Origin of the sequence: Kiritimatiella glycovorans, assembly GCF_001017655.1 — a bacterium.
GTDB lineage: Bacteria > Verrucomicrobiota > Kiritimatiellia > Kiritimatiellales > Kiritimatiellaceae > Kiritimatiella > Kiritimatiella glycovorans.
In genome coordinates this window covers 1,382,151-1,406,583 of sequence record NZ_CP010904.1, presented here as the reverse complement: position 1 = coordinate 1,406,583, position 24,433 = coordinate 1,382,151, and the positions used below count along the sequence as shown (strand labels likewise).

The following is a 24,433-nucleotide window of genomic DNA, read 5'->3' as shown; positions in this document are numbered from 1 at the left end:
GGAGGGGACAGATGACTACGCTGACCGCAACAGAAGCCAGAAAGCAACTTTACACGCTACTTGATGACGTTTCGCAGTCCCACGATCCGATCCAGATCGCAGGCAAGCGGCATTCTGCAGTCCTCGTTGCCGAAGATGATTGGCGAGCCATACAGGAGACGCTTCACCTGGATTCCATCCCGGGAATGAGAGATTCTATAGTGGATGGCATGAAGACGTCTGTTGAGCAGTGTGAAGAGGACCTCGACTGGTGAGCTGGAAACTCATTTACACCAGGCAAGCCAAAAAGGATGCTCGCAAGCTTGCATCCTCCGGATTGAAAGATAAAGCAAAGCAACTTCTCGAGATCTTGGAGGAAGACCCATTTCAGTCTCCTCCACCATTCGAGAGACTCGTTGGCGACTTCGCTGGCGCGTGCTCGCGACGCATTAACATTCAGCATCGTCTCGTGTATCAAGTTCTAAGTGATATCAACACGGTCAAGGTCATCCGGATGTGGACCCACTACGAGTAAGGCTTGGGATAAAACGGTTTTGAATCCGGGCGGACCCCGTTTCCTGAGTTCTGCATGGCCCGAAAACGCGATCGAACCCTCCGGTGAACATTGAAGTGAGTTTTGAATCAGGGGGTCCCGGCGGGAAAAAGTGGATCTACAGGATGTTTAGTGGATGGCGGGCCTTGCTCCGATAATGTTCCCTCTCAGGAGTAGAAAAGGCAGGGGCCGAGTACGCGTACGAGTACCGCTTCGCTGAGTACGCGTACGATATTCCCCCGGGGGTCCCCATGTGGAACTCAGGAAGTCGGGAGTCGGCCACACGCTCATCGGCCATCCGCGGGGAGGGGGACTGTATGATGCGGATCAGCCCGCCCCGTTCAGCGATTCTCCCGGAAGCAGCGGCGGAACGGGACATTCGAGCGAGTCGGCGACCGCGCGCAGCAGTTCCGCCTCTTCGTGCGTCACGGTGCCGTCGGCGGCGACACAGGCGATACAGGCGGCGAGTACGCGTTTCTTGATTGGGGGCGCGGCGAGGCGCAGCCGGTCGAGGGCGCGGTCGAGCGGGTCCAGGCCGCATTGATCGGGGGCGGCCATGTCCAGCCCGTCTTCTTTCAACTGCCCCGCCGCGGTTTCAAAGGCCGCCTCCGCGTCTTCCCGGGAGTCGGCCCCCCAGCAGGCGAGGCAGGAGAGCAGGGCGGCGATATCCGGGAGCAGCGGCCGGATTCCGTGCCACTTGACCGTCCGTTTTTCGACCTTTTCGAACTTCGGCTTGAGGTGGCGCAGGATCATGCGCGAAAGCGTGTATTCAAACAGATCGACCGCCTCGTCGGCGTGGATGAGATGCCGGATGTTATCCCGGAAGTCGCGGAACTGCGCCGGGGACAGTTCTTTCAGGGAGGCGATGGCGAGGTCCGCCAGCGGCAGACGATGTTCGGCTTCGAGGCTCGCCGCCGCGTCGGCGAGACGGCGCGTCTCCTCGAAAACGGCGGGATCGGCGTGCCGGGCCAGGCGGTCCATCTGCTTGTCCCGGGCGCCGGATTCGTCGTTGAGCAGAAGGGCGTACAGCACCGCGCGGGCGCCGAACGGTTCGCGGGCCGCCGCGGACAGCGACTCGGGCAGCGAGGCGATCAGCTCGCGGGCATACTCCACGTGTTCCGGCCGGGGCGTGCCGACGCCGTAGACCATCGCCGCCGGGGCGACCGCCAGCTTCGCGCGCTGCTTTTCCTGCGCGATTTCGCCGGCCAGGCCGGACACCCCCTCCACGTAGGACGGGGCCGATTCAACCTGTACTTCCGGGAAGACGCCGTCGAACGAGGGATCGATTTTCCTGATGCGCTCCGCCAGGGGAGGGTGGGTCGAGAGCAGCCCCGCCATCCGGGAGGAGAGACCGTTGGCGAAAAAGAAGTGACTCGCCTCCTCCGCATGTGCGTGGTCGACCCGGGAGCCGTACGAGGCCCCGCCGATCTTTTTGAGTGCGCCGGCCAGTCCGTCGGGATTGCGCGTGAACTGGATCGCCGAGGAATCGGCGAGATGCTCTCGCTGTCTGGAGATGGCGCTTTTGATGATGCGCCCGAAGAACACGCCGATAAATCCGATCGCCGCCAGCGTGGCCCCCGCCACCGCCGCGGCCATGATCACGCGCGCGTCTTTTCGCGATCGCCCCCGGGCGAAGACCAGCGAGCGCAGGATGAAGACGCCGATGAGACCGATCACCAGGATGCCGTGGAGCACCCCGGTCAGGCGCAGGTTCAGCCGCATGTCGCCGTTCAGGATATGACTGAACTCGTGGCCGATCACGCCCTGCAGTTCGCCGCGGTCGAGATGCGTGATGGCGCCTCTCGTCACCGCCACCACGGCGTCGCCCGTCTTGAATCCGGCCGCGAAGGCGTTGATGCCCGGCTCCTGGTCGAGCACATAGATCTCCGGAACGGGGGTGCCGGAAGCGATCGCCATTTCCTCGACGACATGGCGCAGTTTGCGTTCGTTCGGGTCGTTCGTGTCCGGGCGCACCTCGCGTCCTCCGAGCATCGTCGCCACGGCTGCGCCGCCGCGCGAGAGCTGGACGATCTTATACGCCGTGCCGGCCAGCACGATCAGCAGGGTAATCCCCGTGACCCCGAGGAAGAGTTCAGGATTCCACCAGGTCCAGCGCACCGTGCTCGCGTGATCCTGTTCGCCGCTGAGCGCGAAATACAGGACCAGCGTGAACGCCGCGTAAACGGCGGTGATGATCAGCGCCATCGCCGCCAGGTAGCAGCCTACCAGCAGCCCGCTTCGGCGACGCGCATCCTCCTGGAACTGAAAGAAGTCCATCGTCAGAACTTGACTTCAGGCGCCTCGCGCTCCTGCTCGTTCTCGATCTCGAAGAGTTCCGCCTTGCCGAATCCGAGCGGGCCGGAAACCAGTACGTTGGGAAAGGTCTCGCGTGCGGTGTTGTAGGTCATCACGGCGTCGTTGTACGCCTGGCGCGCAAAGGCCACCTTGTTTTCCGTCGTCGTCAGCTCTTCCATCAGCTGCGACATGTTCTGGTTGGCCTTGAGGTCGGGATAGCTCTCCACCGTCATCAGCAGACGCCCGAGCGCGCCGCCGAGGGTGTTTTCGGCGCCCGTCAGGTTCTGCATGGCGTTCGGATCGCCGGGATGGGCCGCCGCCTGCTGGTTGGCGGCCGCGGCCTGGTTGCGCGCCTGCGTGACCGCCTCCAGCGTTTCACGTTCGTGCTCCATGTACCCCTTCGCCGTTTCCACCAGGTTCGGGATCAGGTCGTAGCGGCGCTTGAGCTGTACGTCTATCTGCGCGAAGGCGTTCCTGAACCTGTTGCGCAGCTGGACGAGTTTGTTGTAGATGCCGGCGGCGAAGATCGCCAGCAGGATGATCACGGCGAGGACGATCAGAGTCGGTATCATGTTCGTATCCCTTTCCTTGCGGTTGCGTTCCGGAAGTGTACTGAAGCCCCTTCATGGGGATTCATACCCTGTTCAAGCGCGGGGATCGAATCAAAACGGATATTTTCCCCGTGAACACTTTGGCCCGCACTCATGTTTTGCGGTAAGGTCGCTCCGATGAAGATCCGCAGCAGCATGTTTTCGCGCTTCGTATGGGCGCTGGTTCTACTGGTTCTGATCGCCGAAGCGGCCTATCTGATATCCCTGTCGGCGTTCGGGTTCGAGAGGGTGGACGCTTTTGTGCGCGAAACGGCTGCCGAGCTGCTGAAGATGTTTTAGGCAGCGCAAAGGATAGGAGGGTGCAGCCGGGCGGGTCAGCGTTTACGGAAGGAGCAGCGTCCGATCGGCTTGCGGCCGAGGTAGAGCAGTTCGAAGTCGGTGCGCTCCGCGGGCCGCGGAATGAAAACCGGCTCCGGCGCGAAACGCGGATCCGAGGAGAGAAGGGCATAGATCTCTTCGAAGTAGGGCTGGTGATCCGTGGCGAGGTGCAGCACGCCGCCGGGCTGGAGGGTGCGGTGGAGGGCGTCGACGAACGGGGGGCTGAACAGTCGGTGATGATGGTGTCTTTTTTTCGGCCAGGGATCGGGGAAGAGGCAGAAGCAGGTGCGTACGGACGCCGCGGGCAGCAGGTAGGTGACGGCGTAGTACCCTTCGACCCGAAGCAGCCGGACGTTGTGGAGTTGGCGGCGCACGAGCTTCCGGTCGACCTTGCGGATGCGTTCGAGCATGCGGTCGAGGCCGAGAAAGCGGGTTTCCGGGTGTGCGGCGGCGCGGGCGACGAGAAACCGGCCCTTACCGCAGCCGAGGTCGAGGTCGAGCGGGCGGCCGGGATTGGCAAAGTGCCGATCCAGCTCCAGCGGTCCGAGCCAGTTCCCGGGATGGATGCGCAAAGATGTAGACGGGTCGCACACGACCGGCATGCTTATCGGGAGCAACGGTTCCAGGCAAGATCGTTTTCGGGCGGGTAGATTTTAATGCAGCGCTGGCAGGAAAAACTGGAAGAATACGTACTCGGCCTGATCGAGGGGCGGATCACCGGACGCCGCGCCGCGGCGGGGAGGGGTGCGCTGCGCGCGCTGTCCTGGCTCTACGGCGGCGCGGTCCAGCTGCGTCTCGCGCTGTACCGCGCCGGACTCATCCGCCCGAACGATCTCGGATGCCAGGTGATCAGCATCGGCAACATGACCGTCGGCGGCACCGGAAAGACGCCGGTGGTGGAGGTATTCGCCCGCGCCCTGGAGCAGGCGGGGCGCAGGGTGGCCATCCTCAGCCGCGGCTACCGCAGCGTCAAACCGCCCGTCCACGACCGCCTGGCGCAGAAGCTCAACCTCCGCGAGGGCTCGCCGCCCCGTGTGGTGTCCGACGGGCGGCGTCTCCTGCTCGATTCGGCGATGAGCGGCGACGAGCCGTACATGCTCGCCTCGAATCTGCCGGAGGTCACCGTGCTGGTCGACAAGGACCGCGTGAAGTCCGGAAAGTATGCGATCCGCAGGCAGGGCTGCGACACCCTGATTCTCGACGACGGCTTTCAGTATCTCTCGCTGCGGCATCGGCTGGACATCGTGCTGGTGGACGCCCGGCAGCCGTTCGGGTACGAGCGCATGCTGCCCCGCGGCCTGCTGCGCGAGCCGATGCGGAACATCAAGCGGGCGGGTTTCATCTTCATCACCAAGTGCGGTCCCGGCGGCGCGCCCGAACTCCGGCGGAAGCTGCGGGAACTCAACCCGCACGCCGAAATCTCCGAGTGCTGTCACCGCTCCAAGTACGTGCAGGACGTCTTCCGGCAGGAGCGCTACGGGCTGGAGTGGCTGCGGGGCCGCCGGGTCGCGGCCCTGTCCGCGATTGCCGTACCCGAGAGTTTCGAGTCGGAACTGAGCCGGCTCGGGGCGGAGCTCGTCCATACCGGACGTCGCGCCGACCACCACCGCTACTCGCAGCAGGAGGTCATCGAATTCGTCAACCGCAGTATCGCCGCCGGGGCCGAGGCGATCCTGACCACGGAGAAGGATGCGGTACGGATGCCGTTTCTCGAGCGGCGCGACGTCCCGATCCTGTTTCTGCGCGTCGAGATCGAGATGCTGAGCGGCGACGATGCGTTTCGCGACTGGATCAGGAGGATCTGTTTTGAGTGAACGCGCGGCGGCGATGCGGTTCAGTGCGCTGGGCGATATCGCCGCCGCGCTTCCTTTTCTGCGCGCGCTGAAGGTGCGACCCGCAATGGTCACGTCGCCGGCCGGACGCGAACTCCTGCGCGATGAATTTCCGGCGTCGATCGTACTCCCGGATAAACGGTTGCGGTCGGTCGCCGGCCTGGTCATGCAATTGCGGCGTGCCCGGTTCGAGGTTATGCTCGACCTCCAGAACAACGATCGGTCGAAGCTGATAGCCGCGCTGTGCGGAGCGAAGACGGTGTACAGCAACCGGGGCATGCCCCGTGGCGTTCCCGCCTGCGATAATTTCCGCCGCATTCTGGAACCCTCCGGCCTGCTCGGGCCTCTGGACGAGTCTTTCGAGTCCAAACCGCGCGATTACATCGTGCTCCATCCGGGCTCCAGCGCACGGTGGCGTTCAAAACGGCTCCCGGACCGGAAATGGACGCAGATCGCGGTCCTGCTCCGGGAGCGTTACGGATTGCCGCTTATGGTCAGCGGCGGCCCCGACGAGGCCGACTACGCGGAGCGTCTTACGGCCTCGCTTCCGGTCGAGGCGAGCTGCACGGCGGGTACGCTCGATCTGCAGGGGCTGAAAAGGCTGCTTGCGGAGGCGTACCTGGTGGTCTCGACCGACTCCGCGCCGATGCACCTGGCGGCGGCGATGAAGACCCCGACGATCGGCATCTTCGGCGCGACGAGCTGGGTGCGGAGCGCGCCGTTCGGTCCCTGGTCGACGGTCGTTTACGATCGTGTATATTATGCGGACGGCAGACCGCCGGTCCGGAGCATGGAAGAAGTGGGACCGTATTATGAAAACATCGACATCGGGGCGGCGCTCGATCGGCTTGCCCCGTATCTGAACGAAAGCGGCAGCGATTATGAATGACGTCCTCAGCAGCGGCATAAAACGTGCGTTCCGGATGCGATGCCTGAACCATCGCTGGTTCAATACGACGATGGTGCGGCGGCGGAAATTCGACGGTCACATCCTGAGCATGCAGCAGTCGGGCACGCACTGGCTCCGTTACATGCTCAGCCTCTGCATGGCCGAGGTCTACGAAAAGCCCGCACCGGAGACCATCCAGGATATGGATTTTATCGGGCGCCCGAAACAGCCCCCCAAGTATTCCGGCCTTCCGCGGATCGTGAGTTCCCATTCGCTGCCGCACGGTCTCATGTTTATGCGCCCCGTCCGGGACCGGCTTGAATTTCCGAGATATTTGATCCTGGTCCGCGACCCGCAGCACGCGCTGGTGTCGCACTACGAAAAATGGAAGGCGCGCTACGGCGTGGATTTTTCCAGCTTCCTGCGCGGTGATGTGCGCGACAAGCTCTATTTCAATGATATATGGCGTCAGCTCGAGTTTCTGAACGGGTGGGGCCGCGTCGTGTGCGATCCGTTTTTCACGACGATGACTCTTAAATATGAAAACATGAAGCGGGACCCGGAGGCGGCGTTGAAGGCCGCCTGCGAATACTTCGGTATTCCGGCCGGCGAAGAGGTCGTAAGCGCCGCCGTGCATCGCTCCACCAAATCGGAGATGGCGGAGCGAAGCAGACCGCGCAACCGGGAACAGGTGATTCGGAATGATCGACGCGACCCCATGGAGTGGTTCACGGAGCAGGATCGGAAGTGGTGGAACGCGGTCTGCCGGGAACTGCTGGACTGGGACGCCGGGTACGGATTGCACATGGAGGTGCCGGGATGAGTTCCTCCGCACCACCCGGCCCCGGGGCCCGGAAATCGCACGGATCACCGGGGCGCCCCTTTCGCTGGGTGCGGAATCTGCGTCGCCGCCGCCCGCGGCTCGAGATCAGGAAAGGCCATACGGTCCACGGCGAAAAGATCCTGCTGGCGGGCCCCTGGATCGGCGAATTCGGATGGGAACTCTTCTGCTGGCAGGGGATGCTTCGCCGGGAGGCCCGCAGGTACGATCAGGTCATCGTGGCTTCTCGTCCGGAGATGGAGCCCCTCTACCGTGATTTCTGCGGAGAGTTCGTGGCGTATCGCCCGGGCGGGGAAGGGATCTCGGGGTACCGGTGTGAAGACGGGTCCAGCGGAGCGGACGCGGTGGCGGTCGGCCGCGAATACACGAGGCACATCACGGGGCAATCAATCATCGGCTACAATCAGCGCCGGCCCTATTTGAGCTCACGGCTTTTTCTGGACCAGACGTTCGTGGCCTACGGTCGGCAGGATCCGGGACTTGCCTTCGACGTGCTTCTCCACGCGCGTTCCACGAAGAAGAACCACAGCGGCGACCGGAACGGCTGGGATGCGGAGGGCTGGGCCCGGTTTGCAGGCCGTTTGCGCTCGAAAGGCCTTACGGTCGCATGCGTCGGCACGTCCGCCGCAGCGCTCGCGGTCGAAGGATGCGACGATTACCGCGGAATCCCGCTCGATCAACTGTTTAATCTCATGCGCAGCAGTCGTGTCCTCGCAGGCCCGAGTTCCGGTCCGATCCACCTCGCCGCGCTCTGCAGGCTTCCGCACGTGGTCTGGAGCGGCGCGGGCTTTAACCGCGCCAAGTATGAATACTACTGGAACCCCTTCAGGGTCCCCGTGCGCTATATTGCCGCGCCGCTGTGGCGCCCCGGGATGGACGAGATCGAGCGGAACACGATGGAGCTGGCGGATGGCAGCGGCGTCCGGGAGGTGCGGTGCCGATGAAGCAGGAGGAGCCCACCCGCACCGTGGTGCACATCGGCTACCCGAAATGTGCCAGCACGTACCTGCAGCGCCTCATCTTTCCCCAGCTCCCCAATTTTGCGGATCTCTCGGACGCGCCCTATGAAGACAAGGCGCTGCTGTACCACCGCGGGATGACACCTGAGGCATACCGGATCATGGTGGCGCGTCATATGCGCAGGCGGGACGACACGATCCCGTTCCGGATCCTGTCCTGCGAGAGTTACGTCGAACTTCCCTTCCGCGGGTTCGAGCGCAACTTCGGACGCGTGGCGTTGCGCCGGGGCATTGATCCCGCTCCTTACGATCACCGTAACGAAGTCATCGCCCGCAACCTGGCACGCACGTGGCCGGACGCCTTCATTCTGATCGTGATAAGAAACCCGCTGGACTGGGCCGTTTCGCGTTACGATCACTGGTATCGACGGGATCTGGTCGACGAGCCGCTGGATTCCTGTCTGGATGAACCGGGCGGAGGATACGATGAGGTGTGGCGGCTTTACGCCGGGTGGTTCGGGCGCGAGCATGTGCGCGTGATCCCTTACGAGAGGCTGCGCGCCGACCCCGAGGGATTCGTGCGCGAAGCGGTGTCGTTCGCGGACCCGGACCTGAGGCCGGAGGTGCCTTCCCTGCCGATGAATGCCGCCCCCTCGAGCCGCGCGGAAGTGGAATACCGCCGGGCGGGCTACCGTCTCAAGCACCGCGGCGGACATCAAGGCTCGGGGAGACCGCTGCGGCGTGTGGCTCGCGCACTGCTTCCCTGCACCCGTCCGTTCTTCCGGCTCCGCTACGGGAACAAGATTTACCGCAGTGCCGTGTCGCCGGAAGCGGTACGGCGGCTGCGGCCGGGACTCGCGGCGTCCTGCTCGAGACTGCAGCAGGAGACGGGCATCGATCTCGCCCGCTGGGGTTATCCCGTGGAGGGCAGGGGGGTATGAACACGGAATCGTCCCATATCACCGAGGCCCATCCTCCGGTGCTCCATATCGGGTACCCGAAATGCGCGAGTACCTATCTCCAGCAGCTCATCTTTCCGGAACTCGGCAACGTTACGAACCTGTCCGCCGCGCCGTGGGATGAAAAATGCTATCTACTGATGAGCGATATGAACCCGCAGCGCTATCGCCGCCTCATCGAAAACCGGCGGACCTGCGTGCGGAGCGATCGACCGCACTCCATCATATCGTGCGAGGCCTTCGTGCAATTCCTGTTCCGGGGATTCGAGGACCATTTCGCCCGCAATCTTCGCCGGCACGGAGTCGATCCGGATCGATGTCTGCGGGACAATGCGGATATCGCGGCGCGCCTTAAAGCGGAACACCCCGGCGCCCGGATCCTCATCGTGATACGGGAACCGGTGCAGTGGGCCCTTTCGCGCTACAAGATGCACTACCGGGCGGGACAGACCTCTTCGACCTTCGCGGAATTCACGCGCGAACCGCTGGAGGATTACGATGGGATGGAGCAGCGCTACAGAGAACTTTTCGGCCCCCCGCAGGTTCGTGTGATCCCGTTCGAGCTGCTGCGGGAGGACGCCTCCGCTTTCGTCGATCAGGTGACCTCGTTCATCGCCCCCGGCATCGAGCTCGCCGCGCCGCAGAGGAAATTAAATGCCGCCCCGCCGCTGCGGCGAACCGTCGAGACGGGACGGGAGAAGGCGAGGGTCAAGGCGGAGTGGGAGCCGTGCAAGTGCCGCAGCCTGCGGGCCCGGCTGAGGCACCGTCTCGCCCGCTGGAAGGTCTCCACGCAGGTCCGCTTCAAGAACTTTCTGCGGTATGGGGATCAGCCTTTCGATATCGAAGTGGATGAGGCCTGCGCGGCGCGGATACGGGATGCGTTCGCCCCCGGTCTGCGCAGGCTCTGCGAGCGCACCGGTCTGGATCTGGAGCGGTACGGCTACCGGACCGGGCCGCGGCGGGAGGGGAGGAGGCCATGAGCGGCGGCGAAGAAGTGATCCTTCATGTGGGCTATCCCAAAAGCGCGAGCACCTACCTGCAGCAGTGTATCTTTCCGCAGCTCGGCGATCAGTCGAATCTCGCGCCGGAATCGCGCGAAACGAAAATGCTGCCCTTCCTGGCGGACATGGACCCGGAGGTGCTTCGCGAACGCGCCGGGGCCTGCCGTGTGCCCGGACCGGAACCCGGCCGGCGCCATATTGTTTCCTGCGAGGACTGGGTGGAGCTCTGGTTTCGCGGGATCGAAGACCTGCTCCTCCGGGCCGCGGAGCTGAACGGACTCGATCCCACTCCGTATGAGCCCCGGAATGCGCGCATCGTGGAGAATCTCGCGCGCACCTGGCCGGGAGCCAAAGTACTGATCGTCGTCCGCGAACCGCTCGCCTGGGCGATCTCGAAGTACCGCATGCACTACAGGCACCATCAGACGTCCGCGCCGATCGAAGAGTTGCTCGTCCCGGAACTGGAGGGATACGACGGCACCGTGGCCCGTTTCCGCGAGGCCTTCGGCGCGGATCGTGTGCGGGTGGTGCCTTTCGAGTGGATCCTTGAGGATCCGCAGCGTTTCGCCGAGGCGGCGGCAAAACTGATTGCCCCGGGCGCGACGGTCCGCGCCCCGCACACGCCCAGCAATCAGGGCGCGCTCTACCGCCGGGAGGTGGCGGTGATGCGCGATAAGGCGCACCTGAAACAGACCCTGCGTCCCACGGGCGCGCGCGCCACCCTGGCGGAAAAGGCGCGCTATGAAGCGGCGCGCTTCTGGGTCAAGACGGTGCACCGTGCGCGCTACGCGCTGCAGTACGGAAACCGGCGCGACCGGGTCGTGGTCCCCGAGTCCTCGCGCAAGGAACTCCGCCCCGTGCTGGAGGCATGCAGCCGCCGTCTTTCTGAGATGACGGATATCGACTTCGCGGCCCTGGGATACGGGGGTTGAAGCATAGGCTTCACCAGTTGAGATCCCCGGCGTACCCCAGGTCGATCAGCAGATCGCCGGCCCGTTCTTTGAACCGGCACTTCTCGTCTGCACTCATCTCGTCGCGCCAGCGTCCCGATCCGTCGTAAAGGGGGTTCCTGAGCTGCGCTTTCCGGAGGGCGCGGTTCGGGGGCAGGTCGGGTTGTTTCCGGATCCCCGCGGACTCTCCCCCGTAAACCGTCGTCTGGGTGTGAAAGTCTGCCAGTCCTTCTTCGAACCGCTCTCCCAGGAAGGTCATCACCTCCCGCATCCGCGGCTCGAAGTCCCGGACGAGATCCTCGTACCGGAGCTCAAACACACGCGGGTCGCCGCACCACGCATCGCCCGCGCGATTATCTTCGATCCAGCGATGGACCGCGCGGTCGAAGTCCCCCCACCGCTCACGCAGCGATACCGCCACGTCGCGCCCGTCGCGCCGCATGAGGATCACCCGGGCTTGCGGCCATATTCGGAAGATTCGGTCGATGCAGTAGACATGCGCGGGCGTTTTTTCCGCCCAGCGGCGCTTGGCGGCGGCGACGGCGTTTTTGCGCCAGAGCGCCTCCGCCATCCGGATTTTAAATCGTGACCGCAAGAGCACGCGGCTCTCAAAAGGAACGCCGTAAATCGAGGAGTGCATGTCGACGATGCGCAGCATCAGCGAGGTGCCGCTGTGTCCGCAGCCCACGATAAATACCGGCGGCCGGTCACATCGGAGCCCCCGGCTCCGATTGCGGAGGTACTCCCGTGCACTCCGCACCGGCTTTTCCGTCCTCATGAATTTGCTCGTCAGGCCCATGTCACGGGTTCCCGGGGGTGTTCGTGGTCTTGGAAAATAGCTGTATGGAACTCTTCGTAGATAACCCCTGCATCCTGCTCAGGCATTTGGTTTCTCACTCACACGCTCTCCCGTCTCCCGCTCCCCTCAGGGATACCCGAGCGCCTTGAGATCCAGCCCCGTCATCCGTTCCACTTTCCGGTCGGCCTCGGCGAAGGCCTTCATCGTCTCCGGCACCCTGGCCGGATCGAAGGGAACCTCGAAGGGCGCGTCGCCCCAGGTGCGGCGCAGGGCAGGTCTGGCGGCGACGGTCAGCGCGGCCCGGGCCGGAGCGTAGAGCCACCCCATCCGGCGGCTGCGGAGCGCGCGTCGCAGGCGTTTGGTTTTGCGCTCAAAAAAGACCTCGCGGGCCAGGTCGGGGGCGGCGTTGACCCGTCGATCCGGGGCGTCCACCCGCAGTCCCGGACGGATGAACTCCGTGATGCGGTCGACGAAAGCCTGTCGGTCGGCCCGGATGAGCTCGTACGGAATCACGAGGACGCGCTCCGCGCCGAACAGCGACCGCCAGCGTTCGACGGCGGTGTCGTAGGTCTCGGTCAGCGGATGAAGGTATCGTTCGAACGGAGCATCCACCCGCCCGCCGCGGAACAGCGACTTGTAGCGCGAGCGGCACCACTCGATCGGATCACGCAGCACGACGATCACGGAGGCGTCCGGAAAAGCGGTCTTGAGGTTATTCGCGATGCGCTGGTTGGAAAACTCGAAGCGGGCGCGGTCGAGTCCGTTGTAGGCGAAGAAATTGTCCACAAACGGCGCGGTCAGATGATCGCACCAGTCTTCGCAGGAAACCACCAGCCGTTCGGGTTCGCTGAGATCGTCGACGCGATGCCGGTGTACGAGGCTTCGAAAACGGTCCGGATCGAAATCGCGCCTGAGGGGTTCTCCTTTTTCATCTGCCGGAGCAAAGGCGATGTTCGAGTACGCGCCCGCCTTCGGGAACACGATCTTCTGCAGGTAGGTGCTGGCGCACTTGGGGTATCCGACGTGGAGAAGGGTCTTCATCCGTTGCAGCTCCGTTCATGGGTAGATCTGATCGGCCCAGGGCGCGTCGCCTGCCTCGCCGGTGAGCGTGGTTTCAACCATAAACCGGCTGACGGCCCGGCCGGAGAAGGCGCGCTGATAGAAATCGCGTCCGCGGGCGGCGACGGCGCGGCGCTCTTCATCATGTTTTCGATAGTGGTTCAGCTTCGCGACGAGGTCGTCCATGTCGCGAAAGTAAAGCGCCATCCCGTCGTCGATGAAGCGCTTCAGATCCGTGCGCTCCCACAGGACGGTAAGCAGACCGTTGCCCATCAATTGCGAGATGCGGGCGGAGGAATAGAGTTCGTGGCCGCGAAACCGGTCGAGATTCAGTCCCATCCGGCTGCCCGCAATGACGTCGTCGTAGTCGCGTCCCCATACGGCGGGGTGGCCGTGCATGCCGAAGCTCTCGAATTTCAGCCGGCCTTTGAGTTCATCATGAAGTTGTTCGATGAAAGGATAGCGCTCATCCGTCGGCTGGCCCACGCCGCAGAACACCAGATCCCGATCAAAGGCGGTCTTCTCCGCATTATTCTGATCCTCTACGGCGGGGTCGCAGGGGTTCGGCATCCAGGCGACCCTGTTCTTTCCGGTGCAGAACTGCCGCAGAAAATCCCCGCCCGTCGTCATGAAAATCGCATCCGCCGCCTCCATCCTTCGCCGCACACGTTCGATGTTCCGCTCCTCCCAGGGCGGATCGACGTTCCGGTAGGCGATCCTGACGGAGGGCAGCAGGCGCCGGATCTCCCGAAGCGTACCGTTTTCGATCAGATCGCAGTGCCCCATGAGCACCAGGTCGGGATGGAAGTTGTCGCAGGTCTCGATCAGGCGGCGGTTGGCGATACGCACGCCGAGCGGTTTGATCTTCAGCGGCGCTTCGAAGCGCGCGATGTCGCGTTCGCTGAACTCACAGACCTTGTAGTTGTTGCGGACCATGCCGTACATCAGCTTGCGGCCGGTCGAAACCTTCGCGCGCCCGTAGCGGCGGATCTGCAGATTGTCGACGTGTACGATGCGCATGATTACGATCGGGACGACAGGGGCTGAATACTGACCTCGGGCTCGACACCGATCACGACCTACCTCCTGCTTCCCGCCTTCCATGTGTTCCGGAGACCTTGTGACGAAATCCTATCTGACCCCGTGCGTAAAGAAAAGGCGGGAGGGTGAGAGTTTGAGCGTTGAAACGATCCTTCGCAGTTGAGCGCCGCGCCACTGGAGCGTAGGGTTCGATCATGCGCATGACGCACATCATGTTGAGTAAAGGATTCGGCGGTGCGGAACGGTCTTTCGTGGATACCGCGCTGGCGATGTCGGCGCGCGGGCACGAGGTGCAGGCCGTCTGCCATCCGGCGTTCAAGGGGAAAGAAAAGCTGGAAGGCATCCGTGGAGTGCGCGTCGCCCCGGTTCGCGTACTCGGAGACTGGGACCGGCTGGCGGTGCGCCGCATCCGCGCAAAACTTAAGGCCTTCCGGCCCTCGGCGGTACACACGCAGCTGCGCCGGGCGGCGAAGCTGGGGGGCAGGGCCGCAGCGGGGGCCGGCGTCCCCGTGGTGGCCAAACTTCACAATTACGCGGATCTCTCCTGTTACCGCGACGTCGATGTGCTGATCGGAACCACCCGGCACCAGGTCGACTACGCGCGCGAGCACGACTGGCCGGAGGATCGGCTGCGGCTCATTCCCAATTTTTCGCGGGTTCCCGCCGTGGAAGAGGCCCGCGTCCGGGAAGCGCGGACCGCGCGCCGGCTGCTCTCCTACGGCCGCTACGTGCCGAAAAAGGGATTCGACCTGCTTCTCCGTGCGTTTGCGGCGCTGGTGGAGGAGGGCAGGGACCTGCAGCTTACCCTCGGTGGCGGGGGACCTGAACAGGACGCGCTTTCCTCCCTCGCGCGGAAACTCGGAGTCTCGGACCGTGTGCGCCTCGGCGTCTGGATCGACGATGTCTCATCCGCGCTCGATCAAGCCGATCTCTTCGTGCTGCCCTCGCGCGACGAACCGTTCGGGATCGTCATGCTCGAGGCCATGGCGCGCGGAATACCGATTGTGACTACGAAGACGCGCGGCCCGTCCGAGGTGCTTGCGGACGATTCGGCCTTTTTCGCCTCTGTCGATTCGGCGGATTCGCTTCTCGAAGCGATGCGTACCGCGCTGGAGAACCCCGGAGACGCCGTGCGCCGGGCGCAATGCGCGCTCGAATGGTACCGCCGCAGGTACTGTGAAGAAGCCGTGATCCCGCAGATCGAAGCGCTCTACCGGGTCGTCGCCGTCAGCGAATCGTAGACCTCCAGCACCTGCGCGGTCATCCGGTCGAGCGTGAAGTTGCGCAGCACATGGTCGCGCAGCCCCGTCCACTCCCGTTCGAGCACCCGGACGATGGCCGCCGCGAGCTGCTCGTCGTCGTCCGGCTCGAAGAGATATCCCTGCACCCCGTCCCGGACAATGTCGAGCGCGCCGCCGTGCCGGGGAGCGATCACAGGCGTATTCATGGCCAGCGCCTCGGTGAGCGAACGACCGAAGCTCTCCGGCTTCAGGGAGCATGAGAGTACCGCCCGGCTGAGGGCGTAGACCTCGGGGACCCGATCGATCCCGCCGGTAAAGATGACGCGTTCCACGAGCCCCAGTTCGCGCACCCGGGCCTGCAGTGTTCTGAGGCAGGCGTGGTTCGAGGGATGGGCGTCCCCGACAATCAGCGCACGCAGTTGAGGATGGGCGTCGCGCAGCCGGTTCATCGCCCGGATCAGCGTCCCGCATCCCTTGCGTTCGGAAATGCGTCCCACCATGCTGAGGATCGGCCGATTTCGTATGCCGTGCTCCTCCAGCCACGCGTCGATCCACTCCCGGTCGATTGCGGCGGGGTCGAACACGCGGGGATCAACCCCGCGGTGCACCACGGAGATGCGGTCTTCGGATACATCGTAGTGTTGGAGTATGTGCTCGCGAACCGGATGGCTGACGCAGATCACGCGGTCGCCGCGCGTCATGATCCGGCTGTAGGCGCTGATGCTGTTGAACCCGTGCACCGTGGTCACCCACGGAATCCCCAGGGGCTTGTTGGCCCAATACGTCAGCCAGGCGGGCACGCGGCTGCGGGCGTGCAGGATGTCGGGGTCGAGACTTCGGAATAGGCGGCGGAGGGTTTGTACACGCCAGGGTGCCGTGAGCGGGTTTTTGCTGCAGACCGGGGCCGGGTAGTGTTCGCCGCCCTCGGCGTTGAGTTGCGTGACCAGCCGCCCCCCCGCCGACAGTACCGTGGAGCGGTGGCCGAGTTTGACCAGTTCGCGGCTGAATTCGACCACCCCGCGTTCGACACCGCCCTGGTTGAGTTCGGGTACGAGTTGGACCACATGCATCGGATTACCACTTCTTCAATATCGGATTGATCGCTTCCCGCAGGATCGGTCCCAGATCAATTTTTTCACGCTCGTCGCCCAGCGAACCGTCGAATACGTGGGCCGCGCGGCGGCGGCGAAGCCCTTCGACCAGCCGCTCGAACTTGTTGGGACTTTTGAGTGGACGGTTGGGGAGTATCTCGAGCCGTGCATCCCCGAACGAGGCGCACTCGCTCAGCATGGACGCCGAGTCATCGGTCACGCATAACGTGTCGCAGAGGGCGATGAAGGCCGGAATGGGGTTGTAGGGTTCGCGGCTGTAGATGAGTTTGAAGTCAAAGGAAAACCGGTCGATCACCGCCTCGACCTCCGGAGGGGTGCGGCGCGAGGTGGTGACCCAGTGCTCGTGCTCCGGGGTGAGGTCGAAGATCCGTTCCACGTAGCTCCTGATATCGGCGGGGTTCATGTCAAAGGCGTGGTTGGGTCCCCCGATAATGAGGCCCACTCCGCGTTTCCGCGGCAGATGGCGTTCAAGGAATTCCTCGCGCCGGTCGCGGTAATAGGCGGGGTCGGTGTCGCAGAGGTTGATGGGCAGGGGGACGACAGGCCCGGCCGCGGGCTGCCGGTCATATTCGGGAACGAGCACGCGGTCGAAATCGAGCCGGTACCCCCCGGGATTCAGGATGGCCACGTTCGGACGCCGGCTGGCCGCGGCAATCACCTTGTTCGGGTAGTAGGTCGCGGAGCCGGCGGAGACGACGAGCGCCGTTTCATGTCGTCGCTGCCGCAACTGCAGGAGATCAAACCGCCGTCCGTCAGCCTGCATCGTGAAGGGGAGGGTCGATTTGACGCCGAGACGATCCAGCACATACGTGGCAGCGCGCGCGAACCGATGACGGTGGGCGACCTCTATGGTGTCGGGCTGGAGTTCGAGGTGACGGCAGAGGGCATGCGCCTGGTTCACATGTCCCGGCTTGCCGTCGCTGATCACCAGTGCCTTAGCCTGCATGAGAAACCCGTGTGGCGATGTCCGTGACGGTACCCAGGGGTAGGGACGGATCTCCGAATCGTCCTGCCGCTTCCGCGCGCATCCTGTCTTCATCCGACATTCTCTTGCGCCCTCTTTGTTTTCTTCGACGGCCGCCAGCGGTCATGCATCCAGAACCACTGTTCGGGATGCTCTCTAACCTTCTCTTCGATAATCTTTTGCAGGCGTTGTGTCAAATCGGCGATGCGTTCGCGTTCGGGTTGTCCTTCGGCGGGCGGGTCGACCGGACCGTCGACCTCGAGCCTGTAGCGGTTGCGGCCGGTACGGAAGAGGAAGACCGGGACGACGGGAATGTCGTACCGGAGGGCGAGCGCCGCCGGCGCGCTGACCGCCAGGGCCGGGCGGCCGAAAAAATCGGTCTCGATGCCGCCCTGTTTGCGGCTGAGTTTCTGGTCGATCAGGATGCCGACATGCTCGCCGCGGAGCAGGGCCCGGACCATGGCCGTCCCGGCGCCTTTCTTATAGATGATGCCGGTGTTGAATACCCCGCGCAAACGGCGCACGACGTCTTCCTCGATCAGACGGTTATCGCTCCTGCGCGCGACGAGATGCTTCGGGCGCCGCAGAGTACGCGCAAGGCAACGGCCCATGAACTCCCAGTCGCCGAGATGCGCGCTGACAATCATCAGCCCCTTTTCATGCTCCGCTTCGAGCGCGAGCAGCCGCTGCGCCGCGTCGTCGTCCACCTGCGCGTCAAGCTCCGCCTCCGTCCAGAGGCGGCAGAGCATCCGCGCGCTGTGCAGCGCCACTTCGCTGACGTGAAGATATGTGCCCAGCGCCAGCCGCAGCCTCCGGCGGGCGGGAAGCTCGGGAAGGGCGGCGCGCAGGTTCGTCAGCGTCAGCCGGCGCCGGCGTCGGCCGACCAGAAAGTAGCCCAGCGCGAGACCCCTGAACAGCACGCGCGTGAGCGGTTCCGGCATCAGGGCCACGAGGTTCAGGGTCGCCCGGACCCCCAGGTATTCAGTTCGTTGCCTTAACCCATTCATCAGTGCAGCATCCCCTTTGCCGGGAAAACGGTATACGCTAGCCGCACGGGGTTCGGGGGTCAATGAAGATGAGGCGCGGGCGGAAGCGCTCAATTGTTCGTGACACGGAGTTAGCGCATTTGTACCGTTTGCGGGTATTCCATTCAGCGAGAGGATCTCCACTATGGCCGGACACAGTAAATGGGCGAATATCAAGCATAAGAAGGGGCGCGCCGACGCCGCCCGTGGAAAACTGTTCAGCAAACTGGCAAAGGATATTACCGTGGCCGCGCGCGAAGGCGGCGGCGATGCCGATATGAATATTACGCTGCGCACCTGTATCCAGAAGGCGCGCGAGGCGAATATGCCGGCGGACAACATCGATCGCGCCGTGAAGAAGGGTACCGGGGAACTCGGCGGGGCAGCCCTGGAAGAGACCCTGTACGAAGGCTACGCGCAGGGCGGGGTGGGCCTGCTGGTGCACGTGCTGACGGATAATCGCAACCGTTCCGCCTCCGAAGTCCGCAGCACCTTCACGCGCAATGGCGGCAATCTGGCCGAATCGGGCGCCGTAAGCCACATGTTCCAGCGCAAGGGACAGATTTTGGTCGACGGCGGGGACGTCGAGGAGGACCGCCTCATGAATATCGTGCTCGAGGCGGGGGCCGAGGATATGAAACGCGAAGGCGACCAGTTCGAGATCATCACCGATCCCGTCGACTTCAGCACCGTCTGCGAAGCGCTCGAACAGCAGGGGGTCCGCCCGGACACCGCCTCCGTGACCATGCTCCCGGACGTGCCGCTGAAGATCGACGACAGGGAACAGGCCGCCGGACTGATCCGCTTTGTCGAGGAACTGGAAGATCTGGACGACGTCCAGAACGTGTACGGGGCCTTCGACATCGACGACGACGTGCTCGAAGCGCTGAGCGAACAGGATGCGTGACGCCGTCAGAGTGCTGGGCGTGGACACCTCGCTCCGGTCGACGGGATACGGAGTACTGGAGGGCACGCGCAGCCGTGCCCGCGCCTTGACCTGGGGCGTGATCCGCAACCGCCGCGATTGCAGCCGCACCCGCTGCTTGGCGCACCTGGCCTCCGGGATCGGGGCGTGCCTGGACGAATACCTGCCCCTGGAGACGGCGATCGAAGGGGTTTTCTTCTGCCGCAATGCGCGCACGTCGCTCATCCTGGGAGAGGCCCGGGGCGCGGTACTCACCACATGCGCGCAGCGCGACGTCGAGGTCTTCGAATACGCACCCCGGCGTGTCAAGGAGGCCGTCGTCGGCAACGGCAGCGCGCGCAAGGAACAGATCGAACTCATGATTCGCCGGCTCACGGGGATCCAGGAAAAACTCCCCTCCGACGCCGCCGACGCCCTCGCGATCGCCTGGTGCCACCTCGCCTCCGCCACCGGTCCGGAGGCGCTGAGGGGAAAGGGGAGGGTGTGAGGGGGAGAATCAGAATCAGAGTCAGAGTGAGAGGGAGTGAGAAACCTGAGACCTGAAACCTGAGTAAGAGAGTCAGAGTTGTCCTCGTTCCAGCCGGATCAGCGTGATCTCCGGAGGGCAGTTATAGCGCACGGGTACGGACGAGGCGCCGGCGCCGACGGAGGTGTAGCCCTGCATTTCGTCGAAGCGCCAGAGTCCGTGGCGGAATGCGCGCGGACAGCGGACGTTGCCGGCGACGGCCACGCCGCCGGGGAGACAGATCTGGCCTCCGTGGGTGTGTCCGCAGAGGTAGAGATCCACGTTCCCGGCGGCCGCTTTGCGGTAGAGTTCGGGCGAATGTGCGAGGAGGATGCGCACGGGCGCGTCGATGCCCCCGGAGAGCGCCTTGTCGAGGTTTTCGGTCTCGTAGAAATGGGGATCGTCGACACCCGCCAGGTAGATCATGTCGTCGCCGCGCCGGATGGAGACGCCCTCGTTGATCAGGAACCGCAGCCCCGCTTCTTCAAGAGGATCGGTCATCTCGATAAAGTCATGATTGCCGAGCACGGCGTGCACCGGCCCCGGCAGCGCGGATTTCAGGCGCAGCGTGAGTTCGACGGCGCGGTCGAACGATTCGAAGGTGCTCTCCCGGAAGTCCCCCGTCACCACGGCGTGATCGTAGTCGAGTGCGCGGATCTTCCCGATCAGCACGTCGGTCACGGGAGGGTGTGCATCGAGATGCAGATCGCTGAGATGAAGAACGGTGAAGCCGTCGAACGCTTCGGGCAGGGAGGGCAGGAGGACCCGTTGCCGGCGGACCCGGACATCCAGGGTATTGCGCAGGCCGCGTCGATACATCCCGGCGGCCTTGAGCGTTCCGCGAATTACGGCGTGCAGGCGTCGCATCCGTTCGAGATGGAACCGGGTGCGTCCGGGACCAAAGACTTCCGAGACATGCAGGCTCTGGCGGTTGAGGCGCCGTTCCAGGTGGACCCTGCCGATCCGCCGCTCCAGTTGTTCGTAGTCGATCACGGGTTTCCGGTGGCCTCAGGCTTCTCTTTCGGGTTCCACTGACAGGTAACACGTCCGGGGCGGAATGTCTATGCCGACACCCTCCGTCGGCTGGCTGGCCGTCTCTGTTTTCGGTTATTCGCGGATTTTTATGTGGATCCCAGACATTGAACCCGGTGTACGAATCCTGAATGATGAGGCGCGTGGACCGTGACGCGTCATTCTGGATCCGGGAACTCGGCATGGAACGCCACCCGGAGGGCGGCTGGTTCGTGCGCACCTATGAATCGTGCATACGGATCGATGAGTCGGCGCTGCCTGAAGGGTTCGAGGGCGGACGGCCGGCGGCCTCGTCGATCTATTACCTTCTGGGACCGGGGGACTATTCGGCGTTTCACCGGCTGCGCGGGGAAGAGCTATGGCAGCACCGGGCCGGAGGGGCGCTGTGTCTGCACCGGATCGATGCCGACGGCGTCTACGCCCCGGTCCGGCTCGGGTCCGGCCCGGAAAGCGGAAGCGAACGCCAGGCCGTGGTTCCCCCCGGCACCTGGATGGCCGCCGAGTGCCTCGAGCCCTCGTCCTGTGCGCTCGTGAGCTGCACGGTCACCCCGGGATTCGAATACGCGGATTTCGAGCTGGCCGACCCCGAGTCGCTGGCCGCGCGATTTCCGGCGCATGCGGAACGGATTCGAAGGCTGGGGGGCCGGAGCCCTGGCAGCAGCTGACCCGCCGCCCTGCGCGGGAGTTTCGGCCGGGCGGCCCCGAAAAAACGTGAGGTCGGGTCCAAGAATCTTGACGCCGCTCCCGTTCGCGGCTACATTCATTCGCTTTTCACCGCACGGCGGGGTAAAGGACGGGACACAAGGTAACGCATTGAGAAAAAGGCCTTTGTGTTGCCCGATGGTGTAATGGCAGCACACGGCCCTTTGGAGGCCAGGGTCCAGGTTCAAGTCCTGGTCGGGCAACCATGCAGTGCGGCAGGCGGAGACCGGAGGACGGCAACGGCATGAAGATACTGGCGGGTACGGCGCACAGAGATCTGGCGGAACGCATCGCGGGCGATGCGGGCGCGGAGCTGGGTCATGTGGAGATCAGCCGCTTTCCGGACGGCGAGGTCTTTGTCAAGATCAAGGACAACGTCCGCGGCGCCGACCTGTTTATCATCCAGCCGCTGAGTTATCCGCCGAACGAGAGCCTGATGGAGCTGCTGATCATGATCGACGCCGCCAAGCGCGCGTCGGCCAATCGGATCACCGCAGTCCTTCCGTTCTACGGCTATGCGCGGCAGGACCGCAAGGACCAGCCCCGGGTGCCGATCACGGCCAAGCTGGTCGCCAATCTGCTGGTGGCCGCGGGCGCAAACCGGTTGCTGACGGTCGATCTTCACGCGCAGCAGATCCAGGGGTTCTTCGATATACCCGTGGATCATCTGTACGCCTCGCCGATCATCGTGCGCCACCTGCGGGCGAAGCGCAATTTGAAGAACCTGGTCGTGGTTTCGCCCGATCCCGGCGGGCTGAAGATGGCCTACGGCTATGCCCGCCAGCTCGAGGCCGGACTGGCGCTGATCGGCAAACAGCGCAAGAGTTCGAGCGACGTCGAGTCGGCCTATCTCGTCGGCGAAGTCCAGGACTGCGATACGTTGATCGTGGACGACATCGTGAGCACCGCGGGCACCCTGAGCGGGGCGGCGCAGCTGCTGAAGGATTCGGGCGCCCGCAGCATCCGGGCGGCGGTCACGCACTCGCTCCTCTGCGAGAAGGGTGTGGAGCGAATTCGCGCGTCGGCGATCGAGGAATTGATCACGACCGACAGCGTCCCGCAACGGATACAGAACGACGGATTCGACCTGACCATCCTGTCGCTGTCCGAACTGCTGGCCGAGGCGATCTGCAGGATTCACAAGCAGCAGTCCGTGTCCTGCCTGTTCCGCGTTGAGGAATAGATGCAGCGGCCGGCGCCGCTCAACGTGCCATACAAGGAGAAGATACGTCATGACGGAAGAGATACTGCTTCAGGCAGTGACCCGAACGGAGACGGGAACGCGACCGTGCCGCCGGATGCGGCGCTCGGGGCAGCTGCCGGCCGTGTGCTACCGGGAAAGCGGTGAGAGCCAGAGCCTGGCGCTCCAGGAACGGGCGGTTCAGCGCATGCTCCGGAGCCACGCCAGTGAGAACATGGTGCTGCAGCTCAGCATCGACGAGTCCGGGCCGATCCAGGCCTTTCTGAAGGATGTGCAGCACGAGCCGCTCGGGGAGGGGCTGGTTCATGTCGATCTGCAGGAGATTTCGGCCAATCAGAAACTTCGCGTCGCCATTCCCGTGCACCTCACCGGCGAGCCCGCCGGGGCCGTGGAAGGCGGGGTGCTCGAGCATCTGCACGGACAGATCGAGGTCGAATGTCTGCCCGCGGATATTGTGGATATGTTCGAGGTCGATGTAAGCGCCCTGAACATCGGCGATTCGCTTTCAATCGCGGATGTCCCGATGGATAAGAGCAAATACGATCTGCTGGACGATCCCGAGATCGCCATCGCCCACGTCAGTGCCCCGCGGACGGAAGAAGAAGAGATGGCTGAAGAGGAAGAGGCCCTTGAGGGCGAAGAAGGCGAAGCGGGCGAGGAAGGCGCCGAAGGCGAAGCCGGGGAGGGCGAAGAGCCCTCTGAGGGCTGAAGAGGTCAGGGGGCCGGTGTGCCGGAGGTCGGATGAAGGCCGTGATCGGACTGGGAAATCCCGGACCGCGCTACTCGGGCACGCGGCATAATGCCGGGTTCGAAGTGCTCGATGAGCTGGCGCAACGATTAGGGGTCGCCTTCCGGCGGAAGTGGCGGTTGAAATCCGACCTGGCCGAAGCGCCCGGATTCGACCAGCCGGTGTGGCTGGTGAAGCCGCGCACGCTGATGAACCGCAGCGGAGAGGCCGCGACGGCGGTCCTGCGCAGGAGTCCGGCGGAGATGCAGGATCTGCTTCTGGTCTACGACGACCTCGCGCTGGACCTGGGCCGGATCCGGGTGCGGCCGGGAGGCTCGGCCGGGGGGCACAACGGGGTTCGCTCGGTCGCGGCGGCCCTGGGCGCGCAGGACGTGCCGCGGCTCCGGATCGGGGTCGGCCCGCGACCGCCGGGGGCGGATCAGGTGGCCTACGTGCTGGGGCGGTTCACGCCGGATGAGCGCGAGGTGATGAACGAGGTGCGGGGCCGCGCCGCGGACGCCGTGGAGGCGGTGCTGCGCGACGGGGTTGAAGCGGCGATGAACGCGCACAACGGAAGGGAATGAAGGACGGGAGGACAACGTGAGAGTATACGAAGGTTTATTTATATTTCCCGAATCGCTCGGCGAGGATGAGCTGAACGAGGCCGTCGAAAAGGTCAAAAGCGAGGTGGGCCGCGTCGGCGGCGAGGTGGAGAATACCGCCCGCATGGGCCGTCGCCCGTTCGCCCGTCCGCAGGGCAAGCATACGGCCGGCCACTACGTGATCATGAATCTCAAACTCGACGAGCAGCGGATGGATGACTTGAAAAAACGGATCAAACTCGGTACAGAGGTCCTTCGCTCCCAGTTCACCAGAGTCGAAGACCGGGCCGCAGCCGGCCGGGAGGCCTGAA

General features: G+C 64.1%; 28 protein-coding genes and 1 tRNA gene. 19 read left to right on the top strand and 10 right to left on the bottom strand.

All coding sequences use genetic code 11. The features are described from left to right. The first annotated feature begins 11 nt into the window (after nucleotides 1–11). The gene (locus L21SP4_RS05930; RefSeq protein WP_052881791.1) at nucleotides 12–254 is read left to right on the top strand and encodes a type II toxin-antitoxin system Phd/YefM family antitoxin; all 243 of its coding nucleotides are present in this window, start codon (nucleotides 12–14) and stop codon (nucleotides 252–254) included. Then, nucleotides 251–514 (top strand): Txe/YoeB family addiction module toxin, encoded by a 264-nt coding sequence (locus L21SP4_RS13405; protein WP_052881790.1) that lies wholly within the window; start codon nucleotides 251–253, stop codon nucleotides 512–514. Before L21SP4_RS05930 ends, L21SP4_RS13405 begins: the two co-directional genes overlap by 4 nt. A gap of 345 nt (nucleotides 515–859) precedes the next feature. Here L21SP4_RS13405 and L21SP4_RS05920 read toward each other — a convergent pair whose 3' ends face one another. Together L21SP4_RS05920 and L21SP4_RS05915 are read right to left on the bottom strand one after the other, a co-directional pair. Then, the gene (locus L21SP4_RS05920) at nucleotides 860–2,809 is read right to left on the bottom strand and encodes a M48 family metallopeptidase (protein WP_052881789.1); all 1,950 of its coding nucleotides are present in this window, start codon (nucleotides 2,807–2,809) and stop codon (nucleotides 860–862) included. 2 nt (nucleotides 2,810–2,811) lie between these two features. Then, nucleotides 2,812–3,399: a LemA family protein gene (locus tag L21SP4_RS05915; RefSeq protein ID WP_052881788.1), complete on the bottom strand. Its 588-nt coding sequence runs from the start codon at nucleotides 3,397–3,399 to the stop codon at nucleotides 2,812–2,814. A gap of 156 nt (nucleotides 3,400–3,555) precedes the next feature. Between L21SP4_RS05915 and L21SP4_RS13080 the strand changes: the two genes are divergently transcribed. Further along, nucleotides 3,556–3,717: a hypothetical protein gene (locus L21SP4_RS13080; RefSeq protein ID WP_160300703.1), complete on the top strand. Its 162-nt coding sequence runs from the start codon at nucleotides 3,556–3,558 to the stop codon at nucleotides 3,715–3,717. Between the two features lie 35 nt (nucleotides 3,718–3,752). Here the strand turns inward: L21SP4_RS13080 and trmB are convergent, their stop codons facing one another. Continuing rightward, nucleotides 3,753–4,358, bottom strand: coding sequence for a tRNA (guanosine(46)-N7)-methyltransferase TrmB (gene trmB / locus L21SP4_RS05905; RefSeq protein WP_082116565.1), 606 nt, complete (start codon nucleotides 4,356–4,358; stop codon nucleotides 3,753–3,755). 54 nt (nucleotides 4,359–4,412) lie between these two features. Here trmB and lpxK point away from each other — a divergent pair, with 54 nt between their 5' ends. Genes lpxK through L21SP4_RS05870 form a run of 7 tightly spaced genes read left to right on the top strand, consistent with a single transcriptional unit; the run spans nucleotide 4,413 to nucleotide 11,169 of the window. Next, entirely contained in the window at nucleotides 4,413–5,570 is a 1,158-nt protein-coding gene (gene lpxK, locus L21SP4_RS05900; RefSeq protein WP_052881785.1) for a tetraacyldisaccharide 4'-kinase, read from the top strand. Then, entirely contained in the window at nucleotides 5,563–6,477 is a 915-nt protein-coding gene (locus L21SP4_RS05895) for a glycosyltransferase family 9 protein (RefSeq protein ID WP_052881784.1), read from the top strand. The genes lpxK and L21SP4_RS05895 overlap by 8 nt, the downstream gene beginning before the upstream one ends. Continuing rightward, nucleotides 6,470–7,300 carry a sulfotransferase domain-containing protein gene (locus L21SP4_RS05890; protein WP_052881783.1) on the top strand — a complete coding sequence of 277 codons (831 nt, stop codon included), beginning with the start codon at nucleotides 6,470–6,472 and terminating at the stop codon, nucleotides 7,298–7,300. The genes L21SP4_RS05895 and L21SP4_RS05890 overlap by 8 nt, the downstream gene beginning before the upstream one ends. Continuing rightward, nucleotides 7,297–8,262: a glycosyltransferase family 9 protein gene (locus L21SP4_RS05885; RefSeq protein ID WP_144413767.1), complete on the top strand. Its 966-nt coding sequence runs from the start codon at nucleotides 7,297–7,299 to the stop codon at nucleotides 8,260–8,262. Before L21SP4_RS05890 ends, L21SP4_RS05885 begins: the two co-directional genes overlap by 4 nt. After that, nucleotides 8,259–9,218, top strand: coding sequence for a sulfotransferase (locus L21SP4_RS05880; protein ID WP_052881781.1), 960 nt, complete (start codon nucleotides 8,259–8,261; stop codon nucleotides 9,216–9,218). The genes L21SP4_RS05885 and L21SP4_RS05880 overlap by 4 nt, the downstream gene beginning before the upstream one ends. Next, complete coding sequence (locus tag L21SP4_RS05875) at nucleotides 9,215–10,216, top strand: sulfotransferase (protein ID WP_052881780.1); 1,002 nt, start codon at nucleotides 9,215–9,217, stop codon at nucleotides 10,214–10,216. Before L21SP4_RS05880 ends, L21SP4_RS05875 begins: the two co-directional genes overlap by 4 nt. Then, the gene (locus L21SP4_RS05870; protein ID WP_052881779.1) at nucleotides 10,213–11,169 is read left to right on the top strand and encodes a sulfotransferase; all 957 of its coding nucleotides are present in this window, start codon (nucleotides 10,213–10,215) and stop codon (nucleotides 11,167–11,169) included. The genes L21SP4_RS05875 and L21SP4_RS05870 overlap by 4 nt, the downstream gene beginning before the upstream one ends. Before the next feature lie 10 nt (nucleotides 11,170–11,179). On the opposite strand, the gene L21SP4_RS05865 is transcribed toward L21SP4_RS05870, so the two are convergent. The 3 genes from L21SP4_RS05865 to L21SP4_RS05855 form a co-directional block, all read right to left on the bottom strand. Next, nucleotides 11,180–11,965 carry a sulfotransferase family protein gene (locus L21SP4_RS05865; RefSeq protein ID WP_160300701.1) on the bottom strand — a complete coding sequence of 262 codons (786 nt, stop codon included), beginning with the start codon at nucleotides 11,963–11,965 and terminating at the stop codon, nucleotides 11,180–11,182. Nucleotides 11,966–12,112: 147 nt separating this feature from the next. Then, complete coding sequence (locus L21SP4_RS05860) at nucleotides 12,113–13,027, bottom strand: sulfotransferase (protein WP_052881777.1); 915 nt, start codon at nucleotides 13,025–13,027, stop codon at nucleotides 12,113–12,115. Between the two features lie 15 nt (nucleotides 13,028–13,042). Then, complete coding sequence (locus L21SP4_RS05855) at nucleotides 13,043–14,065, bottom strand: glycosyltransferase family protein (protein WP_052881776.1); 1,023 nt, start codon at nucleotides 14,063–14,065, stop codon at nucleotides 13,043–13,045. A 215-nt stretch (nucleotides 14,066–14,280) separates the two neighbouring features. Between L21SP4_RS05855 and L21SP4_RS05850 the strand changes: the two genes are divergently transcribed. Further along, nucleotides 14,281–15,327, top strand: a complete 1,047-nt coding sequence (locus L21SP4_RS05850) for a glycosyltransferase (protein WP_201774695.1) — start codon at nucleotides 14,281–14,283, stop codon at nucleotides 15,325–15,327. On the opposite strand, the gene L21SP4_RS05845 is transcribed toward L21SP4_RS05850, so the two are convergent. Genes L21SP4_RS05845 through L21SP4_RS05835 form a run of 3 tightly spaced genes read right to left on the bottom strand, consistent with a single transcriptional unit; the run spans nucleotide 15,297 to nucleotide 18,410 of the window. After that, nucleotides 15,297–16,397 carry a glycosyltransferase family 4 protein gene (locus L21SP4_RS05845; RefSeq protein ID WP_052881775.1) on the bottom strand — a complete coding sequence of 367 codons (1,101 nt, stop codon included), beginning with the start codon at nucleotides 16,395–16,397 and terminating at the stop codon, nucleotides 15,297–15,299. The two genes, L21SP4_RS05850 and L21SP4_RS05845, sit on opposite strands and share 31 nt — an antisense overlap. Nucleotides 16,398–16,401: 4 nt before the next feature. Then, on the bottom strand, nucleotides 16,402–17,478 hold the full coding sequence (locus tag L21SP4_RS05840; RefSeq protein WP_082116562.1) for an ELM1/GtrOC1 family putative glycosyltransferase: 1,077 nt from the start codon (nucleotides 17,476–17,478) through the stop codon (nucleotides 16,402–16,404). Next, entirely contained in the window at nucleotides 17,475–18,410 is a 936-nt protein-coding gene (locus L21SP4_RS05835) for a lysophospholipid acyltransferase family protein (RefSeq protein ID WP_074041399.1), read from the bottom strand. The genes L21SP4_RS05840 and L21SP4_RS05835 overlap by 4 nt, the downstream gene beginning before the upstream one ends. A gap of 163 nt (nucleotides 18,411–18,573) precedes the next feature. On the opposite strand from L21SP4_RS05835, the gene L21SP4_RS05830 reads away from it, so the two are divergent. After that, on the top strand, nucleotides 18,574–19,335 hold the full coding sequence (locus L21SP4_RS05830; protein WP_052881772.1) for a YebC/PmpR family DNA-binding transcriptional regulator: 762 nt from the start codon (nucleotides 18,574–18,576) through the stop codon (nucleotides 19,333–19,335). Next, complete coding sequence (gene ruvC / locus L21SP4_RS05825; RefSeq protein WP_052881771.1) at nucleotides 19,328–19,840, top strand: crossover junction endodeoxyribonuclease RuvC; 513 nt, start codon at nucleotides 19,328–19,330, stop codon at nucleotides 19,838–19,840. Before L21SP4_RS05830 ends, ruvC begins: the two co-directional genes overlap by 8 nt. 72 nt (nucleotides 19,841–19,912) lie before the next feature. Here ruvC and L21SP4_RS05820 read toward each other — a convergent pair whose 3' ends face one another. After that, the gene (locus L21SP4_RS05820) at nucleotides 19,913–20,851 is read right to left on the bottom strand and encodes a metallophosphoesterase (RefSeq protein ID WP_052881770.1); all 939 of its coding nucleotides are present in this window, start codon (nucleotides 20,849–20,851) and stop codon (nucleotides 19,913–19,915) included. A gap of 170 nt (nucleotides 20,852–21,021) precedes the next feature. Between L21SP4_RS05820 and L21SP4_RS05815 the strand changes: the two genes are divergently transcribed. The 6 genes from L21SP4_RS05815 to rpsF all read left to right on the top strand — a co-directional run bounded on the left by L21SP4_RS05815 (nucleotide 21,022) and on the right by rpsF (nucleotide 24,432). Then, the gene (locus tag L21SP4_RS05815) at nucleotides 21,022–21,555 is read left to right on the top strand and encodes a cupin domain-containing protein (RefSeq protein WP_082116561.1); all 534 of its coding nucleotides are present in this window, start codon (nucleotides 21,022–21,024) and stop codon (nucleotides 21,553–21,555) included. A 169-nt stretch (nucleotides 21,556–21,724) separates the two neighbouring features. After that, nucleotides 21,725–21,798 (top strand) — tRNA-Gln (locus L21SP4_RS05810). A 38-nt stretch (nucleotides 21,799–21,836) separates the two neighbouring features. After that, nucleotides 21,837–22,775, top strand: a complete 939-nt coding sequence (locus L21SP4_RS05805; protein WP_052882978.1) for a ribose-phosphate diphosphokinase — start codon at nucleotides 21,837–21,839, stop codon at nucleotides 22,773–22,775. Nucleotides 22,776–22,824: 49 nt separating this feature from the next. Next, the gene (locus L21SP4_RS05800) at nucleotides 22,825–23,502 is read left to right on the top strand and encodes a 50S ribosomal protein L25 (RefSeq protein ID WP_052881768.1); all 678 of its coding nucleotides are present in this window, start codon (nucleotides 22,825–22,827) and stop codon (nucleotides 23,500–23,502) included. Between the two features lie 32 nt (nucleotides 23,503–23,534). Further along, entirely contained in the window at nucleotides 23,535–24,104 is a 570-nt protein-coding gene (gene pth / locus L21SP4_RS05795; protein ID WP_052881767.1) for an aminoacyl-tRNA hydrolase, read from the top strand. Between the two features lie 16 nt (nucleotides 24,105–24,120). After that, nucleotides 24,121–24,432 carry a 30S ribosomal protein S6 gene (gene rpsF, locus L21SP4_RS05790; RefSeq protein ID WP_052881766.1) on the top strand — a complete coding sequence of 104 codons (312 nt, stop codon included), beginning with the start codon at nucleotides 24,121–24,123 and terminating at the stop codon, nucleotides 24,430–24,432. Nucleotide 24,433: the final 1 nt, after the last annotated feature.

Excerpts from the sequence above, each read along its gene's own strand:
- L21SP4_RS05930 (WP_052881791.1), top strand. The coding sequence starts at position 12 with ATGACTACGCTGACCGCAACAGAAGCCAGAAAGCAACTTTACACGCTA.
- L21SP4_RS05920 (WP_052881789.1), bottom strand. The coding sequence starts at position 2,809 with ATGGACTTCTTTCAGTTCCAGGAGGATGCGCGTCGCCGAAGCGGGCTG.
- L21SP4_RS05915 (WP_052881788.1), bottom strand. The coding sequence starts at position 3,399 with ATGATACCGACTCTGATCGTCCTCGCCGTGATCATCCTGCTGGCGATC.
- L21SP4_RS13080 (WP_160300703.1), top strand. The coding sequence starts at position 3,556 with ATGAAGATCCGCAGCAGCATGTTTTCGCGCTTCGTATGGGCGCTGGTT.
- trmB (WP_082116565.1), bottom strand. The coding sequence starts at position 4,358 with ATGCCGGTCGTGTGCGACCCGTCTACATCTTTGCGCATCCATCCCGGG.
- lpxK (WP_052881785.1), top strand. The coding sequence starts at position 4,413 with ATGCAGCGCTGGCAGGAAAAACTGGAAGAATACGTACTCGGCCTGATC.
- L21SP4_RS05890 (WP_052881783.1), top strand. The coding sequence starts at position 6,470 with ATGAATGACGTCCTCAGCAGCGGCATAAAACGTGCGTTCCGGATGCGA.
- L21SP4_RS05885 (WP_144413767.1), top strand. The coding sequence starts at position 7,297 with ATGAGTTCCTCCGCACCACCCGGCCCCGGGGCCCGGAAATCGCACGGA.
- L21SP4_RS05880 (WP_052881781.1), top strand. The coding sequence starts at position 8,259 with ATGAAGCAGGAGGAGCCCACCCGCACCGTGGTGCACATCGGCTACCCG.
- L21SP4_RS05875 (WP_052881780.1), top strand. The coding sequence starts at position 9,215 with ATGAACACGGAATCGTCCCATATCACCGAGGCCCATCCTCCGGTGCTC.
- L21SP4_RS05870 (WP_052881779.1), top strand. The coding sequence starts at position 10,213 with ATGAGCGGCGGCGAAGAAGTGATCCTTCATGTGGGCTATCCCAAAAGC.
- L21SP4_RS05865 (WP_160300701.1), bottom strand. The coding sequence starts at position 11,965 with ATGAGGACGGAAAAGCCGGTGCGGAGTGCACGGGAGTACCTCCGCAAT.
- L21SP4_RS05860 (WP_052881777.1), bottom strand. The coding sequence starts at position 13,027 with ATGAAGACCCTTCTCCACGTCGGATACCCCAAGTGCGCCAGCACCTAC.
- L21SP4_RS05855 (WP_052881776.1), bottom strand. The coding sequence starts at position 14,065 with ATGCGCATCGTACACGTCGACAATCTGCAGATCCGCCGCTACGGGCGC.
- L21SP4_RS05850 (WP_201774695.1), top strand. The coding sequence starts at position 14,281 with ATGCGCATGACGCACATCATGTTGAGTAAAGGATTCGGCGGTGCGGAA.
- L21SP4_RS05845 (WP_052881775.1), bottom strand. The coding sequence starts at position 16,397 with ATGCATGTGGTCCAACTCGTACCCGAACTCAACCAGGGCGGTGTCGAA.
- L21SP4_RS05840 (WP_082116562.1), bottom strand. The coding sequence starts at position 17,478 with ATGAAGACAGGATGCGCGCGGAAGCGGCAGGACGATTCGGAGATCCGT.
- L21SP4_RS05835 (WP_074041399.1), bottom strand. The coding sequence starts at position 18,410 with ATGAATGGGTTAAGGCAACGAACTGAATACCTGGGGGTCCGGGCGACC.
- L21SP4_RS05830 (WP_052881772.1), top strand. The coding sequence starts at position 18,574 with ATGGCCGGACACAGTAAATGGGCGAATATCAAGCATAAGAAGGGGCGC.
- ruvC (WP_052881771.1), top strand. The coding sequence starts at position 19,328 with ATGCGTGACGCCGTCAGAGTGCTGGGCGTGGACACCTCGCTCCGGTCG.
- L21SP4_RS05815 (WP_082116561.1), top strand. The coding sequence starts at position 21,022 with ATGATGAGGCGCGTGGACCGTGACGCGTCATTCTGGATCCGGGAACTC.
- L21SP4_RS05805 (WP_052882978.1), top strand. The coding sequence starts at position 21,837 with ATGAAGATACTGGCGGGTACGGCGCACAGAGATCTGGCGGAACGCATC.
- L21SP4_RS05800 (WP_052881768.1), top strand. The coding sequence starts at position 22,825 with ATGACGGAAGAGATACTGCTTCAGGCAGTGACCCGAACGGAGACGGGA.
- pth (WP_052881767.1), top strand. The coding sequence starts at position 23,535 with ATGAAGGCCGTGATCGGACTGGGAAATCCCGGACCGCGCTACTCGGGC.